This window comes from Candidatus Omnitrophota bacterium, from assembly GCA_028712255.1.
Lineage (GTDB): Bacteria > Omnitrophota > Gorgyraeia > Gygaellales > Profunditerraquicolaceae > UBA6249.
In genome coordinates this window covers 16,432-37,486 of the sequence record JAQTQJ010000004.1, presented here as the reverse complement: position 1 = coordinate 37,486, position 21,055 = coordinate 16,432, and the positions used below count along the sequence as shown (strand labels likewise).

The window sequence follows — 21,055 nt, the reverse complement described above, 5'->3', positions numbered from 1 at the left end:
AAAAATACTACCATGCTGGATAAACGCATCCGCGTTTTGAATTTCGATAACAGCATTATTAGCCAATCCAAACTCCTCAGCTATTGTCCTGCAGGGATTATTGATTTTAGCAGCCTGGCTTCTTCTGCCAGACTTTATATGTCAAAAGATTTACGCAAGGAAATTTTTAATTTCCTTGACCCAGCAGAAAAAAAATATCCTACCTTTTTAGGCTCAGGCGATTTTCATCATATCAGTGAGGTATTAACTAGCCAGATTAACGAGCCTTTTTCTTTGATTGTCTTTGATTTTCATCCGGACTGGGATATTTTACCGCCGCATTTTGCCTGTGGTTCATGGATAGCTACTGCGTTAAAAAATAAAAATATTTCTAAATGTATACTTATCGGCGCAGGTTCTTCTGATCTGTCTTTTCCAGCATTGCAGACGGCAAATCTTGGCGCTTTGGTTGGTAATCGTTTGGAGATTTATCCTTACAGGCAAACCCCAAGCCGCGTTTATTTAAGGCGCCTTCCGCAAAACCATTCGATTACCATCACTAAAAGCCTCTTTTTCAATGAAATCTCCTGGCGGGAACTGGAAAAAGAAGATTTAACCGATTTTACCTTGAAGTTAATCAAAAGCCTTCCCACAAAGAAAGTTTATATTTCAATTGATAAAGATTCTCTTAGGAAAGAGTATGCGCTTACTAATTGGGAGGAAGGATTTTTACATTTAGATCAACTTCTAACTATACTTAAGCTGATGCGTCAGAATTTGGATATAATTGGTTTAGATGTGGTAGGTGATTATTCTCCTATTAAGATTTCCGATAGAATCAAAGCAGCTATCTCCCAATTAGACCACCCTAAAGGATTTACCGCCGATAACTGTTCTCTTGATCTGATCCTCTCAGTGAATGAACAGACTAATCTAGTAATTCTTAAAGAGATGCTTGTTTAAGCTATAATAGTTAATTTCTTAGAAGTAGCTGTGTCATTGCGAGGAGCGAAGCGACGAAGCAATCTTTTAAGAGTTTGCTTCGTCGGTAAATTACAAAAGCCGAACTATTATAATTTTTTATATTTTTCAAAAAAAGCTAAAGTTTTCTCCGCAACTTTATCTCTTTCCTGATCTGCGGTAATAATATGGTAAGAATCTTCAAGGAAGATTATCTCTTTTTCCTGTGAACTTATGTGGTCGAGGATATAATAAGAGTTTTTGGGGCTGGTCACATCGTCATCCCTGGCTTGCATTAATTGGATAGGTGAAGTTATCTCTTTGAGTATTGATATTACTTTTTTTGAGAGTAGGTAATTCTGATACATGCAGGCAACCGGGATTACGGGATACCCGTAGAGGTGCACTTTACTGTAATCAAATAATTTCGCATCTTTATAAAAACTTTCTATTTTTTTTCTCAAGCGCTCATTTTTTATTCCATAGGGGTATTCTTCTTTAAAATAAAGCCAGTATTTAAGGAGAGTTTTATAAACCAAAGGGAGGAGAAACCTAGATTTAGGGTTACCCCATCCGTCAAAAAAGAGCGTGGGAGAAAAGCAGTTTAATGCTTTTACTTTTTTAGGGAATTCATGAGCCAGCATGATTCCAATTAAAGCGCCGAAAGATAACCCGGCTACAAATATATTTTCATAGTCGTTAGCGTATTTAATAAATTCATTTCTTACGGATTCATAAAACTCTTGCCAAGAAGTCCGCTTAAGGAGAGAAATAGATTTATCATGATTAGCCATTAGGGGAGCGGCAACGGAAAATCCATTTTTATTCAGGTATTGAGCAATTGAACCCATCTCTTTGGCTGTACCGGTAAGCCCATGAATTAGGAAACTTAGATTTTTATCTCCTGGCATAAAAAATCCGGTATTGGGTATCTCAGTGATTGGGCGCTTATCTTCCTTCAGTGAAAAAATTATCATATTTTCCTTTTTAGATTTTTTTAATTTTCTTGATTATATTTTGTAGGTCAGATTCTTTTAAAAAGCTGCTTGTACTTAAGGTTACTATTCTTTCTGCCAGCAGGCGGCTATTCGGGCAATCTGCATCCGGAATAATACCTCTTAGATATTCGTAATCTGTAATCGCGTACAAATAGACTTGGGATATTCCTAGCCCAGAATTCCTAAAAGTTTGCATGGCCAAATCTCTTTTTTTCTTATCATTAAGAATAATGGCTAGGTATGGGTAGCTGGCTATAGTTTGTGGTGCTTCGGTAATGGGTTTAATAGCGGAAATATCAGCTAGCCCTTTTAAATAAATATCTACTTTTTGCCGCTGCTGATTAATTTTTTCATCTAAATAGGGGAAATTAATATGTCCGATATATTCTCTAAAAGCTGAAACTTTATGAATAGGAAAATCAGAATCAAAATATTCACCCATAGCCTTTATCGGTTTATTACGTATTTGCCAGAATATCTGAGGCAGTTTGAATGCAAACCAGAATAATTCTGGCCGGTAAAAAATACTGTAAGCAAAAAGTTCAGTTATTTTCAAACATTCAGAGGGGGTATCCTGATTTATAAGCTCTACGGCCGTTTCCTTTAAAATCTGGATATACTCAGGTTGATTAGTTACGGCTATACCGCCTTCATAAATAGAAAGGCCTTTTCCCCGGCAGAGGCTAAAAAATGCAAATTCTCCCAGTGTCCCTGTTTTTTGATCATGATATTGTGCACCTAAGCTTTGCGCACAATCTTCAATAATAAAAGCGTTCTGAACTTTGGCAATTTCTTTTAACGTATAAAAATCTATCGGTAAACCACCTAAATGTATGGCTAGAATAGCTAAAATATCACCGTTCTCTTTGCAGATATCTTTAAGTTTATTTATATCAAAGTCAAAGTTATATGCATTAGTATCGCAAATTTTTACTTTAAGGCCAGCTTTTTTTATCGCCAGTGGTATCAGCGGGCAGATAAAAGCCGGGATAATTACGGTTTTCTTATTCGAAATTTTTTTTATAGTTTCTAGGATTAGGTAGAATGCAGCAGTTCCTGAATAGGTGAGCAGGGCATCTGATGCGCCAAGGCACCTTTTAAAATCTTCCTCTAATAATCCTTTGGGATGTTTTTTAAAAGAGGAGGATATTAGGCTTCTGATTGTAAGTGGCCAACCTGCAGTTGGCGGAATTTCTCTAAGGAGGCTCAAAATTTTAATCCTTTTCTATTATCCAATTTATCTATTTTATGTTAAAATAAGAAAAAATACAAGCTAACTCTCAATGGCTCCGGCCCCCTACTAAGATTAATTATAAGATATTCGATAGTATAGACAAGATTGATAAGAAGGACTGGGATGATGTTTTTGGTGATATCCCGGAAAGTTATTCTTTTTATAAGACACTGGAAGATTCTGGGCTTTCAGAGTTTAAATTTTATTATCTGATTATTTATCGCGCTGGCCAGATTGTTCTCATTGCTCCATTGTTTAACACTGATTTTAATCTAGATATTGCCGTAGAAGGGCTGGCTTGCAAGATTATTCGATTTATCCGTAAGGTATTCCCGCGGTTTTTGGTTCTTAAGACTATTTTTTGTGGATCTCCTTTTGGAGAGTATGGGGTTTTGGGAATCAGGGATCAGGCCCAAGTTTATCCTGAGTTGATAACGTTATTATCGGATGGTTTAAATGATTTAACTACTAAAACTGGCTCTAGGCTTGTAATTTTTAAAGATTTTCTAAAACAGAGTAATTTGTTTTTGGATTTCTTGAACCGGTATGAATACTCTAAAATAGAAAGTTTTCCAGCAATATCTTTGAATCTCAATTTTTCTTCATTTGAAGATTATCTTAAAAGCCTGGGTAGGTCTACCCGTAAAAATCTAAACAAAAAGTTAAGACAGGCTTATAGCCTGGCTAATATAGAGGTGAAAGTTGTCCAGGATGTAGAGGGCCAGATTGATCAGGTGGTTGCATTGTATGAAAATACATACCAGGCAGGATTGACTAAATTTGAACATTTAAACAGTAGATTTTTTTTACAAGTCAGCCGCTATTTATATCCGCATACCCGTTTTTTTCTTTATTATGTAGAAGGAAAATTAGTCGCCTTTAACCTCTGTTTTGTTTATTCAGATTTACTCATTGATAAATTTATCGGCTTCGACTATGATATATCTAAGCGTTACAATTTATATTTTGTAAGCTGGGCGTATAACATTAAATGGTGTATAGAAAATTCACTGCATTATTATTATCCAGGCCAGACTGATTATGAGCCCAAGATCAGGTTGGGCGGTAATCTTATTCCTCTTTATGCATATCTAAAACATAAAAATGCCTTATTTAATTTTTTGATTAAACTGCTTATTCCGTTTTTTAAACCGGATAGTTGCGGTAAAGAGGCCAGGACAAAAAAACATGTTTAAGAAAAAAATCACATTTAGATTATTATTATTACTTATTGCCAGTGATATTCTTGAGACTTCAATACACTTCTTTTTTAAGAAAAGCGCCTTAACTCAAAGCGGATTTGAGGTAACTGGTTTAGCCAGCGCGTTAATTTTTCTTAAAGCAATCTTCTTTTCCTGGTTTTTATGGGTAGGATTATTTATAGTAGTTATGGTGTTCATTATTTGGTCTACGATTCTGACCAGGATAGATTTAAGCGTGGCAGTACCGGTTGCCAGTTTCAGTTATATCCTTGTTCCAATAGCCTCAATTATCTTTCTGCATGAGAAAGTTACTTTTTTTAGATGGATTGGTATCTTGCTTATTCTGGGAGGGGTTATTCTGGTTTCTTTAAGCAGTAAGGAAAGGATAGTGCATAACAAATGAGACAAGGGCTTTTAGTCGTGCTTTCTTTAATTGCCTTAACTAGCCTTTGCGATACAGTAAACCAGCTATTCTTGAAATCTGCAATTGATTCCTTAAGTTTTCCTCCTACATTTAATATTATAAAGATTTTTAAGTTTATTTTCCGTTTGTTGATTAAACCCCGTCTCTGGATAGGGTTTATTTTTAGCGTAATATCTTTATGTATTTGGTTGCTTGTACTTTCAAAGGCCGATCTTAATTTTGCTTTTTCTGCCGACAGCATGCATTATATTTTTATTGCTTTTACTTCCTGGTTGATTTTAAAGGAAAAATTTAGCCTTCTGCGTTGGCTGGGCACAGGATTAATTGTTGTAGGGATAGTTATTGTTAGTTTAAGTTAGAAAGAAACATGAACCCAAAAATCGTATCAGTATCAATTTTTATTATCTCCTACATATTGTTTGTGGTGCTTCCTCACAAACGTACATTGGTTGCTTTGGGAGGAGGCCTGTTGCTTATTCTAACTCAGGCCATATCGCCAAAGGATGCTTTATTGGCAATTAACTGGAATGTTATGGGTATCTTCGTAGGTACCTTGATTATTGCTGATGTTTTTATGCAAAGCAGGGTTCCTGCTTATATGGCTGAGATAATTGTTGATAAAGCTAAAAATACTACCTGGGCAATTTTATTTATCTGTTTTTTAACCGGTTTTATCTCTGCTTTTGTAGAAAATGTAGCGACAGTGTTGATTGTTGCTCCTATTGCCTTGGCTTTAGCCAAAAAACTCAAAATAAATCCTACCCAGATGATGATTGCGATTGCTGTCTCAAGCAATCTCCAGGGAACAGCCACTTTAATCGGGGATCCACCGAGTATGTTACTTGGGGGTTTTGCCAAGATGAATTTCGGCGATTTCTTTCTTTACAAAGGCAGGCCGAGTATATTCTTTGCCGTAGAGCTGGGGGCTTTGGTTTCGTTTTTTGTGCTTTATTTTATATTCAGAAAACACAATGAAAAAACGCAACTTATTGCAGTTGAAAAAGTAAGATCTTGGGTGCCGACTATTTTATTGGTAAGCCTAATTGTTTTCTTAGCGCTGTCCTCATTTTTTGATACGGATTTTAATTATATGGCGGGTTTAATTTGTATGGTTTTTGGAATTATTGCTTTGATTTGGGAGAAGTTTATAAACAAAACTTCAATTATATCCGGGCTCAAGGGGCTTGATTGGGATACTACATTTTTTCTTATAGGGATCTTTGTTATCGTAGGAGCGGTTTCGCTTACTGGATGGATTCAGATTCTTGCTAATTATTTAGCTGGCCTTGTCGGTTCAAATATATTCCTTGGCTATACGGCAATAGTATTTCTTTCGGTAATATTATCGGCATTTATTGATAATGTTCCATTTCTGGTAGCTATGTTGCCGGTGGCTATAATCATGGCTAGCAAATTACAAGTTAATCCTGCATTATTTCTTTTTGGTTTGCTTATCGGCGCAAGCCTGGGCGGTAATATTACACCAATCGGAGCATCAGCTAACATCGTTGCCTGTAGCTTGCTTAAAAAAGAGGGCTACCCGGTTAAATTTGGCGATTTCATGAAAATAGGGATTCCTTTTACGTTGGCTGCCGTAACCGCTGCTTATTTATTTATCTGGTTTATCTGGAAGTAATTTGTTAAGATTCTTCAGCCACTCCGTGGCTTCAGAATGACGGGTGACTAATTTTTTTCTTGACAAATGATACTAGTATGGTATCATTATATATATTCCAAAGGGGGTGATTAGTATGGATGTAACGGTTAAATATATGCTCAGGCCGGTGGCACATTGTAAAGAGGGTTGCAGTAGGCTGTCCTGGGCAAGACGATAAACTGCCCGTCCGTTTTTATAAAGAATTAATAGGAGAGTGTATTTATGAAACTTATTACCAGGAATACAGATTATGCACTACGTGCGCTTTGCTATATGTTAAAGCATCAGGATGTTGTATCCGTAGATGAACTTGTTAAGAAACTCAATGTTCCACGGCCGTTTATGCGCAAGATCCTTCAGCAATTAAGTAAAGAAGGTATCTTGGAATCTTGTAAAGGCCAAAAGGGAGGATTTAAGCTTAAGGTTGCTTGTAAAAAAATACATATAATTAAGATAATGCGTATTTTTCAGGGGCAAATGGGCCGGGACGGATGCTTCTTGAAAAAAAACGTTTGTCCGAACAGGCCAAAATGCGTTTTAAGAAAAAAGCTACATCTTATCGAAGATAATATTTTTAGGCAGCTTCAAAAGATTACAGTGGCCTCTTTAATCTAGAAAGAATATATGGCGCAGAGGAAAATTATTAGAATTAATGAAAACAAATGCAATGGATGCGGCCTGTGCATACCCAATTGTCCGGAAGGGGCAATTAGGGTTATCGATAATAAGGCGCGCCTAATCAGCGATTTGTTCTGCGACGGCCTGGGTGCTTGCCTGGGCCATTGTCCACAAGGAGCAATTAGTATCGAGGAAAGAGAAGCTGTTCAATATAATGAGAATAAAGCTAGGGTTAATATTGGTAAACTAAGCTCAGGTTTACTGGGTTTGAAACAATGGCCGATACAGCTGTGCCTTGTGCCTACAAATGCTCCGTATTTTAACGGTGCAGACATTTTGATTGCTGCTGACTGTGTATCGTTTGCGTATGCTAACTTCCATGAGGATTTATTAAAAGGTAAGATTTTATTGATAGGTTGCCCCAAGCTTGATGATGTATCTTTATACCAAGAAAAATTAGAACAGATATTTACACAGAACAATATTAAGTCCGTAACTTACGTTTATATGGAGGTACCTTGTTGTTTTGGGTTGTTACCAGTTATTGAAAAAGCTATTGGGTTATCTGGGAAAGATATTCCATTTGAAAAGGTTATCATTAGTATTAAAGGTGAAAAGATAAAATGAATAACTGTCCGGGGCAGGATAAACGAAAGATAACGCCAGAGCCTATTATTTGCTCCTTTTGTGGATATGAGGCGGAAATATTTTCTGATGAAATTAAGGCAAATTGCCCTAAGTGTCGTCAGATTCTATACCGGGAGGTTTTACCTACTTGTGTTGATTGGTGTAAGTCTGCTAAGGAATGTATCGGAGCAGAGGTGTATGGTAATTATGTGAAAAATAGGTCAGTTTTATTAAAAGAAAGATTACTTGAAGAATTAAGGGAATATTTCGGTACTGATATAAAACGGATAAATCATGCAAGAAAAGTCCTCGATTATGCTGAAGAACTTTTACGCAAAGAAGGCGGGGATTGGAATATTGTTGTTCCTTGCGCAATCTTACATGATGTAGGAATTAAAATAGCCGAACAGAAATACGGTTTAAATTCTGGGCATTTGCAGGAAAAAGAGGGCCCGCTTGCAGCAAGAAAAATTCTGCTAAAGCTTGGGTTTAAAAAAGATGAAATTGAAGAGATCTGCCAGATTATCAGGTATCATCATTCCCCCGGGAAAATTGATTCTTTGAATTTTAACTTAATCCTTGATGCGGATTTATTGGTGAATTTAAGCGAGATCAAGGAAAGGAATAAATTAGAGAAAATTATCAATAATAATTTTAAAACGAAAACCGCAAGAGAGATAGCTAAAAAGGTGTATTTATAAAGAGAGAAACCATGAATACGTCATTCTGAGGGAGCGAAGCGACCGAAGAATCTCATTTTTGATTCTTCGGTCGCCACTGAATCAATGGCGGGCTCAGAATGACAAAACATAGGAGGGGAATAATGTTTTGTTATCAGTGTGAACAGACAGCAGGTGGGACAGGTTGTACCAAATTAGGCGTATGCGGAAAAAATGAGGATATTCAAAGTTTACAGGACACACTCCTATATGGACTAAAAGGAATTGCTGCTTACGCATATCATGCGTGGCAGTTAGGCGCCCATAATGAAGAGGTAGATGCTTTTATGCATGAAGCGCTTTTTAAAACCGTAACCAATGTTAGTTTTGACCTGAATCAATATTTGGAGTTAGTTTTAAAATGCGGCCAGATGAATTATAAAACCATGGAGATGCTGGACAAAGCGCATACGCAGAAGTTTGGTAATCCTGTTCCTACGGAAGTTGAAACTGGTACTTATGCGGGGCCGGGAATCTTAGTCACTGGGCATGATTTATTGGATCTTTATGAGTTGCTTAAGCAGACAGAAGGTTTGGGAATAAATATTTATACACATAGCGAAATGCTCCCTGCGCACGGTTATCCGGAGTTAAAAAAGTTTAAACATTTAGTAGGTAATTATGGTGGAGCTTGGCAGGAGCAGAAAAAGGAGTTTAATACTTTTAGCGGAGCAATACTGGCAACTACTAATTGCGTGTTGATTCCGCCGGAGAATTCCTATCTGAATAGGCTATTTACTATAGGCATAACTGGCGTACCGGGCGCAACGCATTTAAAATCAAGGGATTTTTCGCCCTTAATTGAGAAAGCTAAATCCTTGCCGCCCTTACCGCTTGCGCCAGGTAAGAAAATCTTGACGGGTTTTCATCATACGGCAATTTTGGGTTTAGCGAATAAGATTGTTAGCTTAGTTAAATCCGGTAAAATTAAACATTTCTTTTTGATTGGAGGCTGTGATGGCGCAAAACCCGGGCGTAATTATTACACGGAGTTTGCTGAAAGGGTACCTAAGGATTGTGTGATTCTTACCCTTGCCTGTGGTAAATACCGATTTAACAAATTGGACTTTGGGGATATCGAGGGGATACCCAGATTAATCGATATCGGCCAGTGCAATAATGCTTATTCGGCGATACAGGTGGCAGTGGCTTTGGCTAAGGTATTTGGCTGTGGTGTTAACGATTTGCCGCTAACCTTGGTTTTGTCTTGGTTTGAGCAAAAAGCAGTTGCCATCTTGCTTACTTTGTTGTACCTTAATATCAAAGGTATCTATATTGGCCCAACACCGCCTGCTTTTGTAAGTAAGAATGTTTTTGGCCTCCTGCAGGAGAAATTTGATTTGAGATTGATTTCCACGCCGGATGAAGATTTAAAGAGGATATTGAAAAAATAAGCATAAGTTTAAATAGGAGGGATAAATATGTGCGTATTCAGATTATCGTATTTAATGGCTATTGTACCGATTTCAGTTTTATTGACGGTAAGTTTTTTTGTTTTACTTGTCTTGCGTAAAGTTGAGGGGAAAGCGCTTAAAGCTTTTGGGTATGTGGTAGCTAGCCTTCTTTGGCTGGCAGCGCTGGTTGTTTTTTCCGCAGCAGTTTATAAGATGACCAAGGGTTTTGTTGCAGGTAACGGTATGATGCAGCAGAATACAAGATCTTGTTTTATGTCACAAATGATGCAGAAGGATAATTTACCGGCTATGGTTATGCCGGAAAAGGGCCCTTTTCCTAAGGACAGGAAACGTCCTGAAAATTCTAAGTGCGGTGAAAATAAAGGATTCATGATGTAAAGAAGGAAAAATTTTTGCGTCTCTATGCTATAGATAGGAGGAGAATAAAATGAGTAAATATAAATGTTTGGTCTGCGGATATATTTATGATCCTGCTGTTGGAGATCCCAATAACGGAGTTACTCCCGGAACAAGTTTCGAAAATTTACCGGCCAACTGGGTTTGTCCTGAATGTGGCGTAGGTAAAGATCAGTTTGAAAAAATAGTTTGATTGGTATCTAAAGCCACTCTAGCCAAGAATGCCTGTAGAGATTAAAGCTAAGATAAAAGAAGTTATCCAGCGAAACTATAATGTAAAGAGCTTTCGTTTGGATATTCCCGGAGATTCTAATTTTAAAGCCGGGCAATTTCTATCGGTTAAGCTTGGAAATAACCCAAAATTAAAAAGATACCTTTCTATTTCTAGCTCCCCGACTGAAAAATGTTATCTGGAGTTTACGAAAAAATTAACCCAAAGCGATTTTTCCAAAGCGCTTGATAATTTAAAAGCCAGTGACCAGGTTATTATCGAATACCCTTTTGGAAAATTCATCTTGGATGAGTTTTTCCCCAAGATTGCTTTTTTATCTGGCGGCATAGGGATTACGCCTATCCGCAGTATTTGTAAATACGCGGTTGATAAGAATTTAGGCACGGATATAGTTTTGGTTTACTCCAATCGTTCTGTACGTGATATAGTTTTTAAGGATGATTTTGATGCTATGGTTAAAAGCTATCCGTTGCTACGGGTAGCGCATGTGTTGTGTGAGACGGAACCCGGATTTAAGTGCACGGTTGGTTTAATTAATGGCGGAATTATAAAAAACGAAATTCCGGATTACCTAGAGAGAAAATTTTATCTCTGCGGGCCGCCGCAGATGGTTGAGGCGATGCGTAAAATATTGACCGAGGAAATAGCTTTGCCAAGTGATAAAATTATTATGGAGAATTTCCAGGGTTATTAGCACCCAACGTTTATAAGGTGCCCGGCGCGATAGGTGGGCGCCGGCATGCGCTTGTGCGCTAATTGCGCGGGTGTGCCCTGGTGGATAATACCTTGCGCTTATAAGGTATTGCGCAAGTATGCCCTGGTGGGCAAGGAGGAGCCAATGGCTGCGATAAAAATATTACCGGATATATATTCTGTGGGGGTAGTGGATTGGAATGTGCGTAATTTTCACGGGCATACTTATACTACTAAAAGGGGCTCAACTTATAACGCCTATCTTATTATAGATGAAAAGATCACCCTTGTTGATACTGTTCTGGGGACATTCTCGCAGGAATTAATTGATAATATCAGAGAGATTGTCCCGCTTGAAAAAATAGATTATATTATTGCCAATCACGTTGAGACAGATCATTCCGGCGCTCTGCCTGCAATCATGTCATTATGCCCGGAGGCCAAGATTTTAGGTACTGCTAAATGTAAGGAGGGCCTTTACAAGCATTATTACAAAGACTGGAATTTTCAAATTGTTAAAACCGGCGATCAGTTGAAGTTAGGTAAACGTACGCTTAGCTTTATCGAAGCCCCGATGATTCATTGGCCCGACAGCATGTTTACTTATTGCCTTCAGGATGAACTGCTTTTATCCAATGATGCATTTGGCCAACATTTTGCAACAAGTGAGCGTTTTGATGATCAAACTGATCAATGTGCCTTAATGGAGGAGGCAGAGTCTTATTACGCCAATATCCTTTGGCCTTTTGGGAGCGTGATTTTAAATAAAATTCGAGAGATTCAGAAATTAAATATACCCATTAAGATGATTGCGCCTAGCCATGGGATTATCTGGCGCAAGGATCCGGCTAAAATAATCGATGCCTATATTTCTTGGGCGAGCGGCAAAACGAAAAACAAGATAGTAATTGTTTATGAGACTATGTGGGGCTCAACTGCTAAGATAGCCTCCCGGATTGCCCAGGGTATAACTGGCAGGGGGATAGATTTTAAGATTTATGATATAGCGCAGAGTGATCGTACGGAGGTGATTACGCAAATGTTAACAGCCAAAGGTTTTCTTTTTGGCTCATCTACCCACGATAATGATATGCTGCCTAATATTGCTGCGTTTCTTGAAATAGTTAAAGGTTTAAAGCTCAAAGGCAGGCAGGTTAGTTTCTTTGGCTCTTATGGTTGGGCTGGTGGAGCAGTTAAGGAGATGCAAGAGGTATTTAAAGATAACGGCGCAGATCTTAGTCTTCCAGGGATATCCTTTAAGTATAGCCCTGATGAAGCTGAATTAAAAAACTGCTTTGAATTTGGCAGTAAATTTGCCGAGCTTTTAAAATGAAAAAGATCCACACCAAAATTGCTGATTTTTTACGCACTCAAAGTTTCGTGACAGTTTCTTCTTTAGATAAAGATGGTTTTCCTCATACTTCATACAAAGACATAGTCAAAATTGAACCCGAAGGCAAAGTTTATTTAGTTGATGTTTATCATGGAATTACCGCTGAGAATATAGTGCGTAATCCTAAGGTAAGTATCAGCGCAGTTGATGAGCACAAATTTATAGGGTATTGCCTTAAAGGGAAGGCTAAGATAATGCCTGAAGATATTAGCGGAGAGATTATTAAAACTTGGGAGGATAAGATTACTTCCCGTTTGGCAAAAAGATTACTGAAGAATTTGGCTGGAGATAAAAGCCATGGATATCATCCTGAAGCAAGCCTGCCGTTTCCTAAGCATATTATTCTGATCGAAATAGAGGAGATAGTTGATCTTGCTCCGTTTAACTTAAGAAAGTGAGATTAATATGGCCAAAAGTGTAATAGTTTATAGTACTCCGACTTGCCCCTGGTGTATTCGAGTAAAACAGTTTTTGAAAGAGAACAACATACTATTTTTAGAATGGGATGTTTCCGTTGATAAAGTTGCCGCGGATGAGATGGTTAAAAAAAGTGGGCAGATGGGGGTACCGGTTCTGGATATTGACGGCCAGATTGTCATAGGATTTGATAAGGATAAAATTAAACAACTATTAGGATTGTAAATTATAATATGGAAATTTATGATTTGATTATTATTGGAGGTGGGCCTGCGGGAATTACTGCTAGCGTCTATGCGGCTAGAAAGAAACTGAAATTTCTCTTAATTAGCCTTGATATCGGCGGACAGACTGCCTGGAGTGGGGATATCGAGAATTACACAGGATATCAATTTATTACTGGGCCGGAGTTAACGCTGAAATTTGAAGAGCATATGCGTAAATACGGTATTGCCTTAAAAGAAAATGAGGAGGTACTGGAAGTTGAGAAATCAGGCCAGGTGTGTTTAGTCAAGACTAATAAGGCAGATTATCAATCCAGGGCGGTAATTATTGCCTCTGGAAAAAAATCAAGAGAGCTGGGAGTGCCTGGTGAAAAAGAATTTAAGAATCATGGTTTAACATATTGCGCTATTTGTGACGGCCCGCTTTTTGCAGGTAAAGTGGTTTCGGTAATCGGCGGAGGAAACTCTGCAATGGATGCTACCTTGCAGTTGATCAGGATCGCTAAGCATATTTATATTATAAATATTGCAGATCAGTTGGCCGGAGACCAGATTATGCTCCAGAAAGTCAAGAATGCAGAAAATGTTACAATTTTGAATAATTACCAGGTCAGCGCAGTATTGGGGGATAAGTTTGTGCGTGCCATTAGAATAAGAAATAAGGACGGGGAGAAAGAGTTAGCTGTGGAAGGGGTTTTCGTAGAGATTGGGCTTACTCCAAATTCTGCGTTTGCCAAAAATGTGCAAAAGAACTCTAAAGACGAAATAGTCATTGATTTATTTAACCAAACCAATATTCCGGGAATATTTGCCGCAGGAGACGTAACAAATGTTTTGGAGAAGCAGATTATTATTGCCGCTGGAGAAGGTTCAAAAGCCGCATTAAGCGCTTCTCATTACCTGGACCAGAAAGAATTTTAGGAAATAGGTTGCGGGTAAATTTTTGAGGTGGTACAATAAACCAAAATCAATAGGAGGAAAATAAGATGAGAGAAAAAATTGAAAAAGCACTCGATAAGGTAAGGCCTATGTTAGCTGCAGATGGTGGTGATGTTGAATTAGTCGATGTAACAGCCGACGGTGTTGTCAAGTTAAAATTAAAAGGAAGCTGCGGATGTTGCCCGATGAGTTCGATGACTTTGAAGATGGGGATTGAAAGAATCCTGAGGCAGGAAGTTCCCGAAATAAAAGAAGTTATTGCTCTATAGGTAGAATAAATTTTATAATGATTCTTCAGGATAAACTTGCCCGCCTTAAACGCAAAATTTACGGGTATAAATCTTGTTTGGTGGCATTCTCCGGAGGCCAGGATAGCGCGTTTTTGCTCAAAATTTGTTCTTCTGTACTTAAGTCTGAAAAACTTCTGGCAGTTACGGCAGTCTCGGCCACTTATCCTAAGGCAGAGCTTGAAAAGGCCAGGATATTAGCTAAGGAGATAGGGGTAAGGCTTAAAATAATCAGAACAGCTGAACTAAGCAATAAAAGATTCTCTGCTAATCCGGCTAAACGTTGCTATTTCTGTAAAAAAGAGCTCTTTACAAAATTAATCAAGATTGCCAAAGAGCATAAATTAAATTTTGTCTTGGATGCAAGTAACCTTTCGGATAAATTAGATTACCGTCCGGGAAACGTTGCTAAGGAAGAGCTTAAAGTAGAATCACCTTTAGCGCAGGTAGGTTTTAGCAAAAAAGATATCCGGAATGCGAGCAAAAAATTAGGCCTCTCTAGTTGGAATAAGCCAAGCCTGGCCTGTCTTGCTTCACGTATACCGTACGGCACTAGAATTACTGCTGGTTTGCTAAAGCGTATTGACCAGGCAGAAGAGTATTTAAATGGCCTTGGTTTTAAACAAGTACGCTTGCGCCACTATAACGGGCTTTGCAGGATTGAAGTTGATAAAAATGATATGATTCGTCTGTTGAAGAGGCATCAGCAGGTAGTTGAGCGTTTAAAAGATTTAGGTTATAATTATATAACGCTGGATTTAGAAGGGTATCGGACAGGTAGCTTAAATGAGGTAATTAACAAATGAACCCCGCACCTTCTAACTATTCAACTATTGAAACCGTACGGTTTAATGAATTAAATAAGAAAGAAGGTGCGGGGTGAAAAAGGTATATCTAGATTACGCGGCAACTACTCCGGTTGATCCGCAGGTTCTAGGGGCAATGGAGCCGTATTTTTTTGAGAAATTCGGTAATGCCTCTAGCCTCCATGCTTACGGGCAGGAGGCAAAGAAGGGCCTTGAAGACAGCCGCCAGATGCTGGCTGATTCTATCGGCGCAAAACCGGAAGAGATTGTTTTTACTTCCGGAGGTACGGAATCAGATAATTTTGCTCTTTTAGGAATTGCGTATGCATTAGAAAAAAAAGGCAATCATATTATTACTTCTACCATTGAGCATCATGCGATTAGCGAACCGGCAAAATTCTTAGAAAAAAAAGGTTTTAAAGTCACTTATCTTGGCGTGGATAAGGATGGCTTGGTCTCTTGTGATGATTTAAAGAAAGCAATTACGGATAAAACCATACTTGTTAGCATTATGCATGCTAATAATGAAATTGGCTCAATACAACCGATTGCGCGATTATCAGAAATCGCCAAAGAAAAAGGGATTTGTTTTCATACTGACGCAGTACAGACCTTTGGGCATATTCCTATAAATGTAAATGAGCTCAATGTTGACCTGTTGTCACTCTCTGCTCATAAGTTTTACGGACCAAAAGGAGTAGGGGCTTTGTATGTTAGAAAAGGCACACGTTTAGAGACATTTATGCGCGGAGGAGATCAGGAGAGAGGTAGGCGTGCATCCACGCATAATGTTGCCGGGATAGTTGGTACTGCTGCGGCAATTGCGCTTTGCCAAGAGAAGATGGAAAGTGAGATTAAATTTCAAAGCGCTTTGCGCGATAAGCTTATTCAAGAGATTCCTTTAAGGATTCCGGAAGTCAGGCTCAATGGCCACCCTACCAAGCGCCTGCCGAATAATGTAAATTTTTCCATTAAATACATAGAAGGTGAGTCAATGCTTTTAAGCTTGGATATGCTGGGAATTGCCTGCTCCACCGGCTCAGCCTGTACCTCGAGTTCTCTTGAACCCTCGCATGTTTTATTGGCAATCGGCCTGAATCATGAGACTGCCCACGGTTCTCTGCGGGTTACCTTGGGACGTTGGACTAAAGAGAGTGATATCGATTATCTTTTGGAAAAATTACCTCCAGTTGTGCAAAAGCTGCGCGCCATGAGCCCGCTTTATGAACTTGACCCTTCCAAGAAAGTAAAGTAAAAAAAGAGGGAAAAGCCGGATGAAAGAAAAAATACTTGATTATTTAAATAAAGAGTATGATTATCTCTCTGGAGACCAAATCAGTAAACACTTGGGTATCAGCCGCCAGGGTTTATGGAAGCATATCCAGGAGTTAAAAGATTCCGGGTATGAGATAGTTGCTGTTCCCCATTTAGGATACCGTCTTGAGTCTTGCCCGGATCGGCTTTTTCCTTTAGAGATTACCCGTAACCTTAATACTAAATTTATCGGTAAAAAAATCCACTATTTCGATCATTTATCCTCAACTATGGATTTAGCTATGCAGTTGGGTATACGGGGGGAGCCTAATGGTGCGCTGGTATTGACTGAATCTCAGACAAAGGGGCGCGGCAGATTAGGGAGGAACTGGTTTTCTCCGAAATACAAAGGGATATATCTTTCCTTAATTTTAAGGCCAAAGATTCTCCCGGCAGTTTCTCCGGTATTAACATTAATGAGTGCGGTAAGTATTTGTGAAGCTGTAAAGAATGTTAGCGGAGTGGACGTACAGATTAAATGGCCAAATGACATATTTATCCATAATAAGAAGGTTGCCGGCATTCTAACTGAAATGAACGCCGAAGTTGATAAAGTTAATTTTGTAGTTATCGGCATTGGTTTAAATGTTAATAACGATAAAAAATCTTTAATTTCCCAGGCTACTTCATTAAAAGAGTTGCAGGGAAAGCCAATCAGCCGTATTCTCTTGTTGCAGGAACTTTTACGCCGGATAGAGAATAACTATTTTATCCTGGAAGACAAGGGAAGCCGGGCAATAATCGATAAATGGCGCACCTTTAGCCTTACTTTGGGAAGCCGGGTTAAGGTGTATTGCCAAAATAAGCATATTGAAGGATGCGCCGTAAACATCGATAATGACGGAAGCCTGCTTATCCGTAAGGATTCTGGTCTTATCCAGAAGATCTCAAGCGGCGATGTAATGCATTGCCGGTAATGTAAACCATTAAATAGAATCGAGTTGACAATATCCCGACTCCTGATTATACTAAATTTATGGAGTTGGGATTTTTTTGAAAGGATATGCATAATGGAGAAGAAGGAGATTAAAAAACTTTTAACACTACCTTTACCTGAGCTTATTGTAAGGGCAAATAAGATACGCAAGCAGTTTGCCAAAGATGGTGTTGAATTGTGTAATATACTCAACGCTAAATCGGGAATGTGTTCTCAAGATTGTAAGTTTTGCGCGCAATCTGCAAGACATAAGACCGGCGTAGAGGCTTATCCTCTGAAAAGCAAGGTTGAAATGCTGGAGGCAGCCAGGCGTGCCAAAGAAATAGGAGCAGAGAGGTTTGATATTGTGACCAGCGGGGACAAATTATCAAAAGAAGATTTTTATAAGATTGTAGATGCAATTCGTGAAATAACCAAGAAGATTAAAATTAAGATGTGCGCTTCACTAGGGAGTATGGGGGATAGAGAGTTCTCTTTACTTAAAGAGGCTGGATTAACACGTTACCATCATAATATTGAAACTTCACCCAGGTTTTTCAAAAAAATAGTTTCTACGCATACTTTTGAAGATAGATTAAAGACGATTAAAGCTGCCAAATGTGCTGGTTTAGAGGTTTGTTCCGGGGGCATAATTGGCATGGGTGAGACCATGGATGACCGGATTCAGATGGCGTTGATATTGAAAAAGCTCAAAGTTGATTCTGTTCCGCTTAATATTTTAGTTTCGATACCAGGAACTCCGTTGGGAGAGAGGCCAATTTTGTCCTGTGAGGAAGCAATTAAGACTATTGCGATTTTCAGGATTATTTTGAAAGATAAAATAATAAAAATTGCTGCTGGCCGAGAATCAGTATTAAAAGATTTTCAGGCTCTTGGGTTTATGGCAGGAGCAAATGGTATGCTCATTGGTGGATATCTGACGATTAAAGGAAGATCTGTGGAAGAGGATCTTAAATTGGTTGATCAAGTAAAAAAATTATGGAAGGCATAGAGGAATTCTTAAAAGAGAGGCAAAGCCAAGGGTTATTAAGGAAATTAAAGCCTGCATCTTTACGGCGTGGCGGTAAAATCTATTTTGAAAATAAAGAATACATAGATTTTTCTTCTAATGATTATCTTGGTTTATCCGGGCATCCGGCGCTTAAAGAGGCGGCAATTGTTGCAATAGATAAATTCGGCTTAGGCGCTTGCGCTTCGCGCCTATTAAGCGGTGATGCGGAAATCTTTCATCAATTGGAAGAGGCAGTAGCAAAATTTAAAAATAAAGAAGCAGCATTGGTTTTTAATTCTGGATATCAAGCAAATGTCGGCATCATCAGTTCTCTTTTCACAAAAAATGACTGTATTTTTTCCGATCGTCTTAATCATGCCAGTATTATTGATGGGATGCTTTTGTCTAGAGCTAAAATTTTTCGTTTTCAGCATAATGATTGCCAACATCTAGAATCACTTTTAAAGGAAGAAAGGACTAACTTTAAAAACGCTCTGATTATTACCGAATCAATTTTTAGTATGGACGGCGATATGGCGCCTCTAGAAGAATTAGTCAAATTAAAGGAAAAATATAATTGCCAGATTATGGTTGATGAGGCGCATGCGACAGGGGTTTTTGGAGAAAATGGGAGTGGTTTGGTTGAAGAGCAAGGTTTAAGTGAGAGGATAGATTTAATTATGGGCACATTTAGCAAGGCCTTAGCCAGTTTTGGCGCCTATCTTGTTACTTCCAGAGCAATAGTTGATTATTTGGTGAATACCTGTAGAAGTCTTATCTATTCTACTGGTTTGCCTCTTGCTGTGATTGCCTGTAATTTAGCCAGCCTGGAGTTGATTAAGGATGAGCCGCAGAGGCGTAAAACGCTTTTGTCTGGGGCTAAAATGTTGCGGGATAAATTGCAAGAAGAAGGTTTTTGCGTTAAAGGCGCATCGCAGATTATTCCGATAATCGTGGGGGATAATTTAAGGGCGCTTGAATTTGCTAAAAAAATTCAAGAGAAGGGATATTGGATTATGCCGATAAGGCCGCCTACCGTGCCCGCAGGACAGGCGCGTTTGAGGTTTTCTTTGAGTTATTATCATAACCAAGAAACTCTAAATAAACTAATCGATGATATCTGCGAAATCAGAATTTGAATTTCGTAACCGGAGCTTTAAAGATGTTTTAGTTTTGATCCCCGGCTGGGCAACTGACTGGCGGATATTTGACGGGTTAGAATTAGATTATAATTACCTTCTTGTAACCAAGCTATATGCTGCTGATTTTAATCGTAAGCTGTTAAGTCAAATGGAACAGCTCAAAATAAACAAGGTTTCTTTGTTTGGTGTTTCGCTGGGAGGATGCTTAGCAGCTGAGTTTGCTTCTGATTATCCTGAAAAGATAACTAAACTTATACTTTTGGGAATACGCAGGTGTTATGATCGGCAGTTACTAGAAAATGTAAAACGCGAAATTAGCACAGATCCGCGGCCATGGCTTTATAAATTTTATCTTAATTGTTTTTCTAAAGCTGATCGGCAAAGCTTGGCCTGGTTTAGAAAAAATCTGTTAAGAGAATATCTGGACAAGTTAAATTCCGATGGACTCATTCGGGGGCTTGATTATTTAGCCAGCCACGCTTTATCTCCGGAAGGCCTGAGGCGGGTGGCAGATATCAGGATATTCCACGGTAGCTGTGATATAATTGCTCCTCTTAAGGAGGTTCTAGAGATTAAGCCTGATTTACCGCAGGCGAAATTTACCCTGCTTAAAGATAAAGGCCACCTGTTTTGTTTAGGGAATGATTTTAGGGAGAGGTTTTATTGTGAATAAATTAAACATTACTAACAATTTTTCCCGTTATGCCCATCTTTATGATAAATACGCTGATGTGCAGAATAAAGCTGCCTTTGAGCTGATAAATTCTTTAAAAAGGAATAGTTTTTCCAGGATCTTAGAGTTAGGCTGTGGGACAGGCAATTACACACTTATGCTGCGGGATAGGTTTAAAGAAGCAAAAATTAAAGCGTTGGATATTTCAGAGGAGATGATTAACGTAGCACAAAATAAATTGAAGAATAAAGATGTGGAGTTTACGGTTAACGACGCAGAAAGGATAACTGTGGATGAGGATTTTGATCTGATTACCTCCAACGCCTGTTTTCAGTGGTTAAATGATTTGGGGAAAGCTTTGCAAAGATACGCTAAATCTCTGCAAAGAGGCGGGATGGTTTATTTTTCGACATTCGGCCCGCAAACTTTTTGTGAATTGAATACTACCTTAAAAAGCATTTTGAAAGAGAGCAGCGTGATTTCAGCTTATTTTTGTAATAGCGCTAGCCTTAAAATAATGCTTAAAGATAATCTTAAATCTGTAAAGATAAATGAGGTTTGTTATCAAGAGAATTTTACCAGCCTTAAAGGCTTATTGGAGAAAATAAAATACTCAGGGATAAGGGGTAATGGTTTGGACAAAAAAGTTTATTTTAGCCGTACGCTTCTGGAAAAATTAGAAAAGGCTTATCTTGATAGGTTTGGGGCAATTTGTGTTACTTATCAGGTATTTTTTTGCCAGGGAGAAAAACGATGAAAGGGATAACAGTTCAGTTTC

26 protein-coding genes are annotated in these 21,055 nt (G+C 38.5%); 24 read left to right on the top strand and 2 right to left on the bottom strand.

Features of this window, described 5'->3' with window-relative positions:
* Positions 1-12: 12 nt before the first annotated feature.
* Complete coding sequence (locus tag PHC29_03040; protein ID MDD5108468.1) at positions 13-942, top strand: hypothetical protein; 930 nt, start codon at positions 13-15, stop codon at positions 940-942.
* Positions 943-1,049: 107 nt separating this feature from the next.
* Here PHC29_03040 and PHC29_03035 read toward each other — a convergent pair whose 3' ends face one another.
* Both PHC29_03035 and PHC29_03030 read right to left on the bottom strand, forming a co-directional pair.
* A complete protein-coding gene (locus PHC29_03035) occupies positions 1,050-1,916 on the bottom strand; it encodes an alpha/beta fold hydrolase (protein ID MDD5108467.1) in 867 nt (288 codons plus the stop codon).
* A gap of 10 nt (positions 1,917-1,926) precedes the next feature.
* Entirely contained in the window at positions 1,927-3,147 is a 1,221-nt protein-coding gene (locus PHC29_03030) for a DegT/DnrJ/EryC1/StrS family aminotransferase (GenBank protein MDD5108466.1), read from the bottom strand.
* Positions 3,148-3,422: 275 nt separating this feature from the next.
* Between PHC29_03030 and PHC29_03025 the strand changes: the two genes are divergently transcribed.
* The 23 genes from PHC29_03025 (at position 3,423) to bioC (ending at position 21,034) form a co-directional block, all read left to right on the top strand.
* Positions 3,423-4,367, top strand: coding sequence for a GNAT family N-acetyltransferase (locus PHC29_03025; protein MDD5108465.1), 945 nt, complete (start codon positions 3,423-3,425; stop codon positions 4,365-4,367).
* Positions 4,360-4,776 carry an EamA family transporter gene (locus PHC29_03020; protein MDD5108464.1) on the top strand — a complete coding sequence of 139 codons (417 nt, stop codon included), beginning with the start codon at positions 4,360-4,362 and terminating at the stop codon, positions 4,774-4,776. The genes PHC29_03025 and PHC29_03020 overlap by 8 nt, the downstream gene beginning before the upstream one ends.
* On the top strand, positions 4,773-5,156 hold the full coding sequence (locus PHC29_03015; protein MDD5108463.1) for an EamA family transporter: 384 nt from the start codon (positions 4,773-4,775) through the stop codon (positions 5,154-5,156). The genes PHC29_03020 and PHC29_03015 overlap by 4 nt, the downstream gene beginning before the upstream one ends.
* Positions 5,157-5,164: 8 nt before the next feature.
* Positions 5,165-6,433 carry an SLC13 family permease gene (locus PHC29_03010; GenBank protein MDD5108462.1) on the top strand — a complete coding sequence of 423 codons (1,269 nt, stop codon included), beginning with the start codon at positions 5,165-5,167 and terminating at the stop codon, positions 6,431-6,433.
* Between the two features lie 243 nt (positions 6,434-6,676).
* Positions 6,677-7,069: an Rrf2 family transcriptional regulator gene (locus PHC29_03005; GenBank protein MDD5108461.1), complete on the top strand. Its 393-nt coding sequence runs from the start codon at positions 6,677-6,679 to the stop codon at positions 7,067-7,069.
* 9 nt (positions 7,070-7,078) lie between these two features.
* Entirely contained in the window at positions 7,079-7,699 is a 621-nt protein-coding gene (locus PHC29_03000) for a 4Fe-4S binding protein (GenBank protein MDD5108460.1), read from the top strand.
* Positions 7,696-8,400: an HD domain-containing protein gene (locus PHC29_02995; GenBank protein MDD5108459.1), complete on the top strand. Its 705-nt coding sequence runs from the start codon at positions 7,696-7,698 to the stop codon at positions 8,398-8,400. Before PHC29_03000 ends, PHC29_02995 begins: the two co-directional genes overlap by 4 nt.
* A gap of 122 nt (positions 8,401-8,522) precedes the next feature.
* Positions 8,523-9,812 carry a hydroxylamine reductase gene (gene hcp, locus PHC29_02990; GenBank protein MDD5108458.1) on the top strand — a complete coding sequence of 430 codons (1,290 nt, stop codon included), beginning with the start codon at positions 8,523-8,525 and terminating at the stop codon, positions 9,810-9,812.
* 27 nt (positions 9,813-9,839) lie between these two features.
* Positions 9,840-10,211, top strand: coding sequence for a hypothetical protein (locus tag PHC29_02985; protein ID MDD5108457.1), 372 nt, complete (start codon positions 9,840-9,842; stop codon positions 10,209-10,211).
* Between the two features lie 49 nt (positions 10,212-10,260).
* Entirely contained in the window at positions 10,261-10,422 is a 162-nt protein-coding gene (locus PHC29_02980; GenBank protein MDD5108456.1) for a rubredoxin, read from the top strand.
* Positions 10,423-10,450: 28 nt separating this feature from the next.
* Complete coding sequence (locus PHC29_02975) at positions 10,451-11,155, top strand: FAD-dependent oxidoreductase (protein MDD5108455.1); 705 nt, start codon at positions 10,451-10,453, stop codon at positions 11,153-11,155.
* A gap of 144 nt (positions 11,156-11,299) precedes the next feature.
* Positions 11,300-12,487 (top strand): flavodoxin domain-containing protein, encoded by a 1,188-nt coding sequence (locus tag PHC29_02970; GenBank protein ID MDD5108454.1) that lies wholly within the window; start codon positions 11,300-11,302, stop codon positions 12,485-12,487.
* Positions 12,484-12,945, top strand: a complete 462-nt coding sequence (locus PHC29_02965; GenBank protein ID MDD5108453.1) for a pyridoxamine 5'-phosphate oxidase family protein — start codon at positions 12,484-12,486, stop codon at positions 12,943-12,945. Before PHC29_02970 ends, PHC29_02965 begins: the two co-directional genes overlap by 4 nt.
* Before the next feature lie 7 nt (positions 12,946-12,952).
* Positions 12,953-13,189, top strand: a complete 237-nt coding sequence (locus tag PHC29_02960) for a glutaredoxin domain-containing protein (GenBank protein ID MDD5108452.1) — start codon at positions 12,953-12,955, stop codon at positions 13,187-13,189.
* 8 nt (positions 13,190-13,197) lie between these two features.
* Positions 13,198-14,109 (top strand): FAD-dependent oxidoreductase, encoded by a 912-nt coding sequence (locus PHC29_02955; GenBank protein ID MDD5108451.1) that lies wholly within the window; start codon positions 13,198-13,200, stop codon positions 14,107-14,109.
* Between the two features lie 65 nt (positions 14,110-14,174).
* Positions 14,175-14,396 (top strand): NifU family protein, encoded by a 222-nt coding sequence (locus tag PHC29_02950; protein ID MDD5108450.1) that lies wholly within the window; start codon positions 14,175-14,177, stop codon positions 14,394-14,396.
* 17 nt (positions 14,397-14,413) lie between these two features.
* Positions 14,414-15,220 carry an ATP-dependent sacrificial sulfur transferase LarE gene (larE, locus tag PHC29_02945; GenBank protein MDD5108449.1) on the top strand — a complete coding sequence of 269 codons (807 nt, stop codon included), beginning with the start codon at positions 14,414-14,416 and terminating at the stop codon, positions 15,218-15,220.
* A 73-nt stretch (positions 15,221-15,293) separates the two neighbouring features.
* Positions 15,294-16,475: a cysteine desulfurase NifS gene (nifS, locus tag PHC29_02940; protein MDD5108448.1), complete on the top strand. Its 1,182-nt coding sequence runs from the start codon at positions 15,294-15,296 to the stop codon at positions 16,473-16,475.
* Between the two features lie 19 nt (positions 16,476-16,494).
* On the top strand, positions 16,495-17,451 hold the full coding sequence (locus PHC29_02935; GenBank protein ID MDD5108447.1) for a biotin--[acetyl-CoA-carboxylase] ligase: 957 nt from the start codon (positions 16,495-16,497) through the stop codon (positions 17,449-17,451).
* 93 nt (positions 17,452-17,544) lie between these two features.
* On the top strand, positions 17,545-18,462 hold the full coding sequence (gene bioB / locus PHC29_02930) for a biotin synthase BioB (GenBank protein MDD5108446.1): 918 nt from the start codon (positions 17,545-17,547) through the stop codon (positions 18,460-18,462).
* Positions 18,450-19,601: an 8-amino-7-oxononanoate synthase gene (bioF, locus tag PHC29_02925; GenBank protein MDD5108445.1), complete on the top strand. Its 1,152-nt coding sequence runs from the start codon at positions 18,450-18,452 to the stop codon at positions 19,599-19,601. Before bioB ends, bioF begins: the two co-directional genes overlap by 13 nt.
* Positions 19,576-20,277 (top strand): alpha/beta hydrolase, encoded by a 702-nt coding sequence (locus PHC29_02920; GenBank protein MDD5108444.1) that lies wholly within the window; start codon positions 19,576-19,578, stop codon positions 20,275-20,277. Before bioF ends, PHC29_02920 begins: the two co-directional genes overlap by 26 nt.
* Positions 20,270-21,034, top strand: coding sequence for a malonyl-ACP O-methyltransferase BioC (bioC, locus tag PHC29_02915; GenBank protein ID MDD5108443.1), 765 nt, complete (start codon positions 20,270-20,272; stop codon positions 21,032-21,034). The genes PHC29_02920 and bioC overlap by 8 nt, the downstream gene beginning before the upstream one ends.
* Positions 21,035-21,055 lie beyond the last annotated feature (21 nt).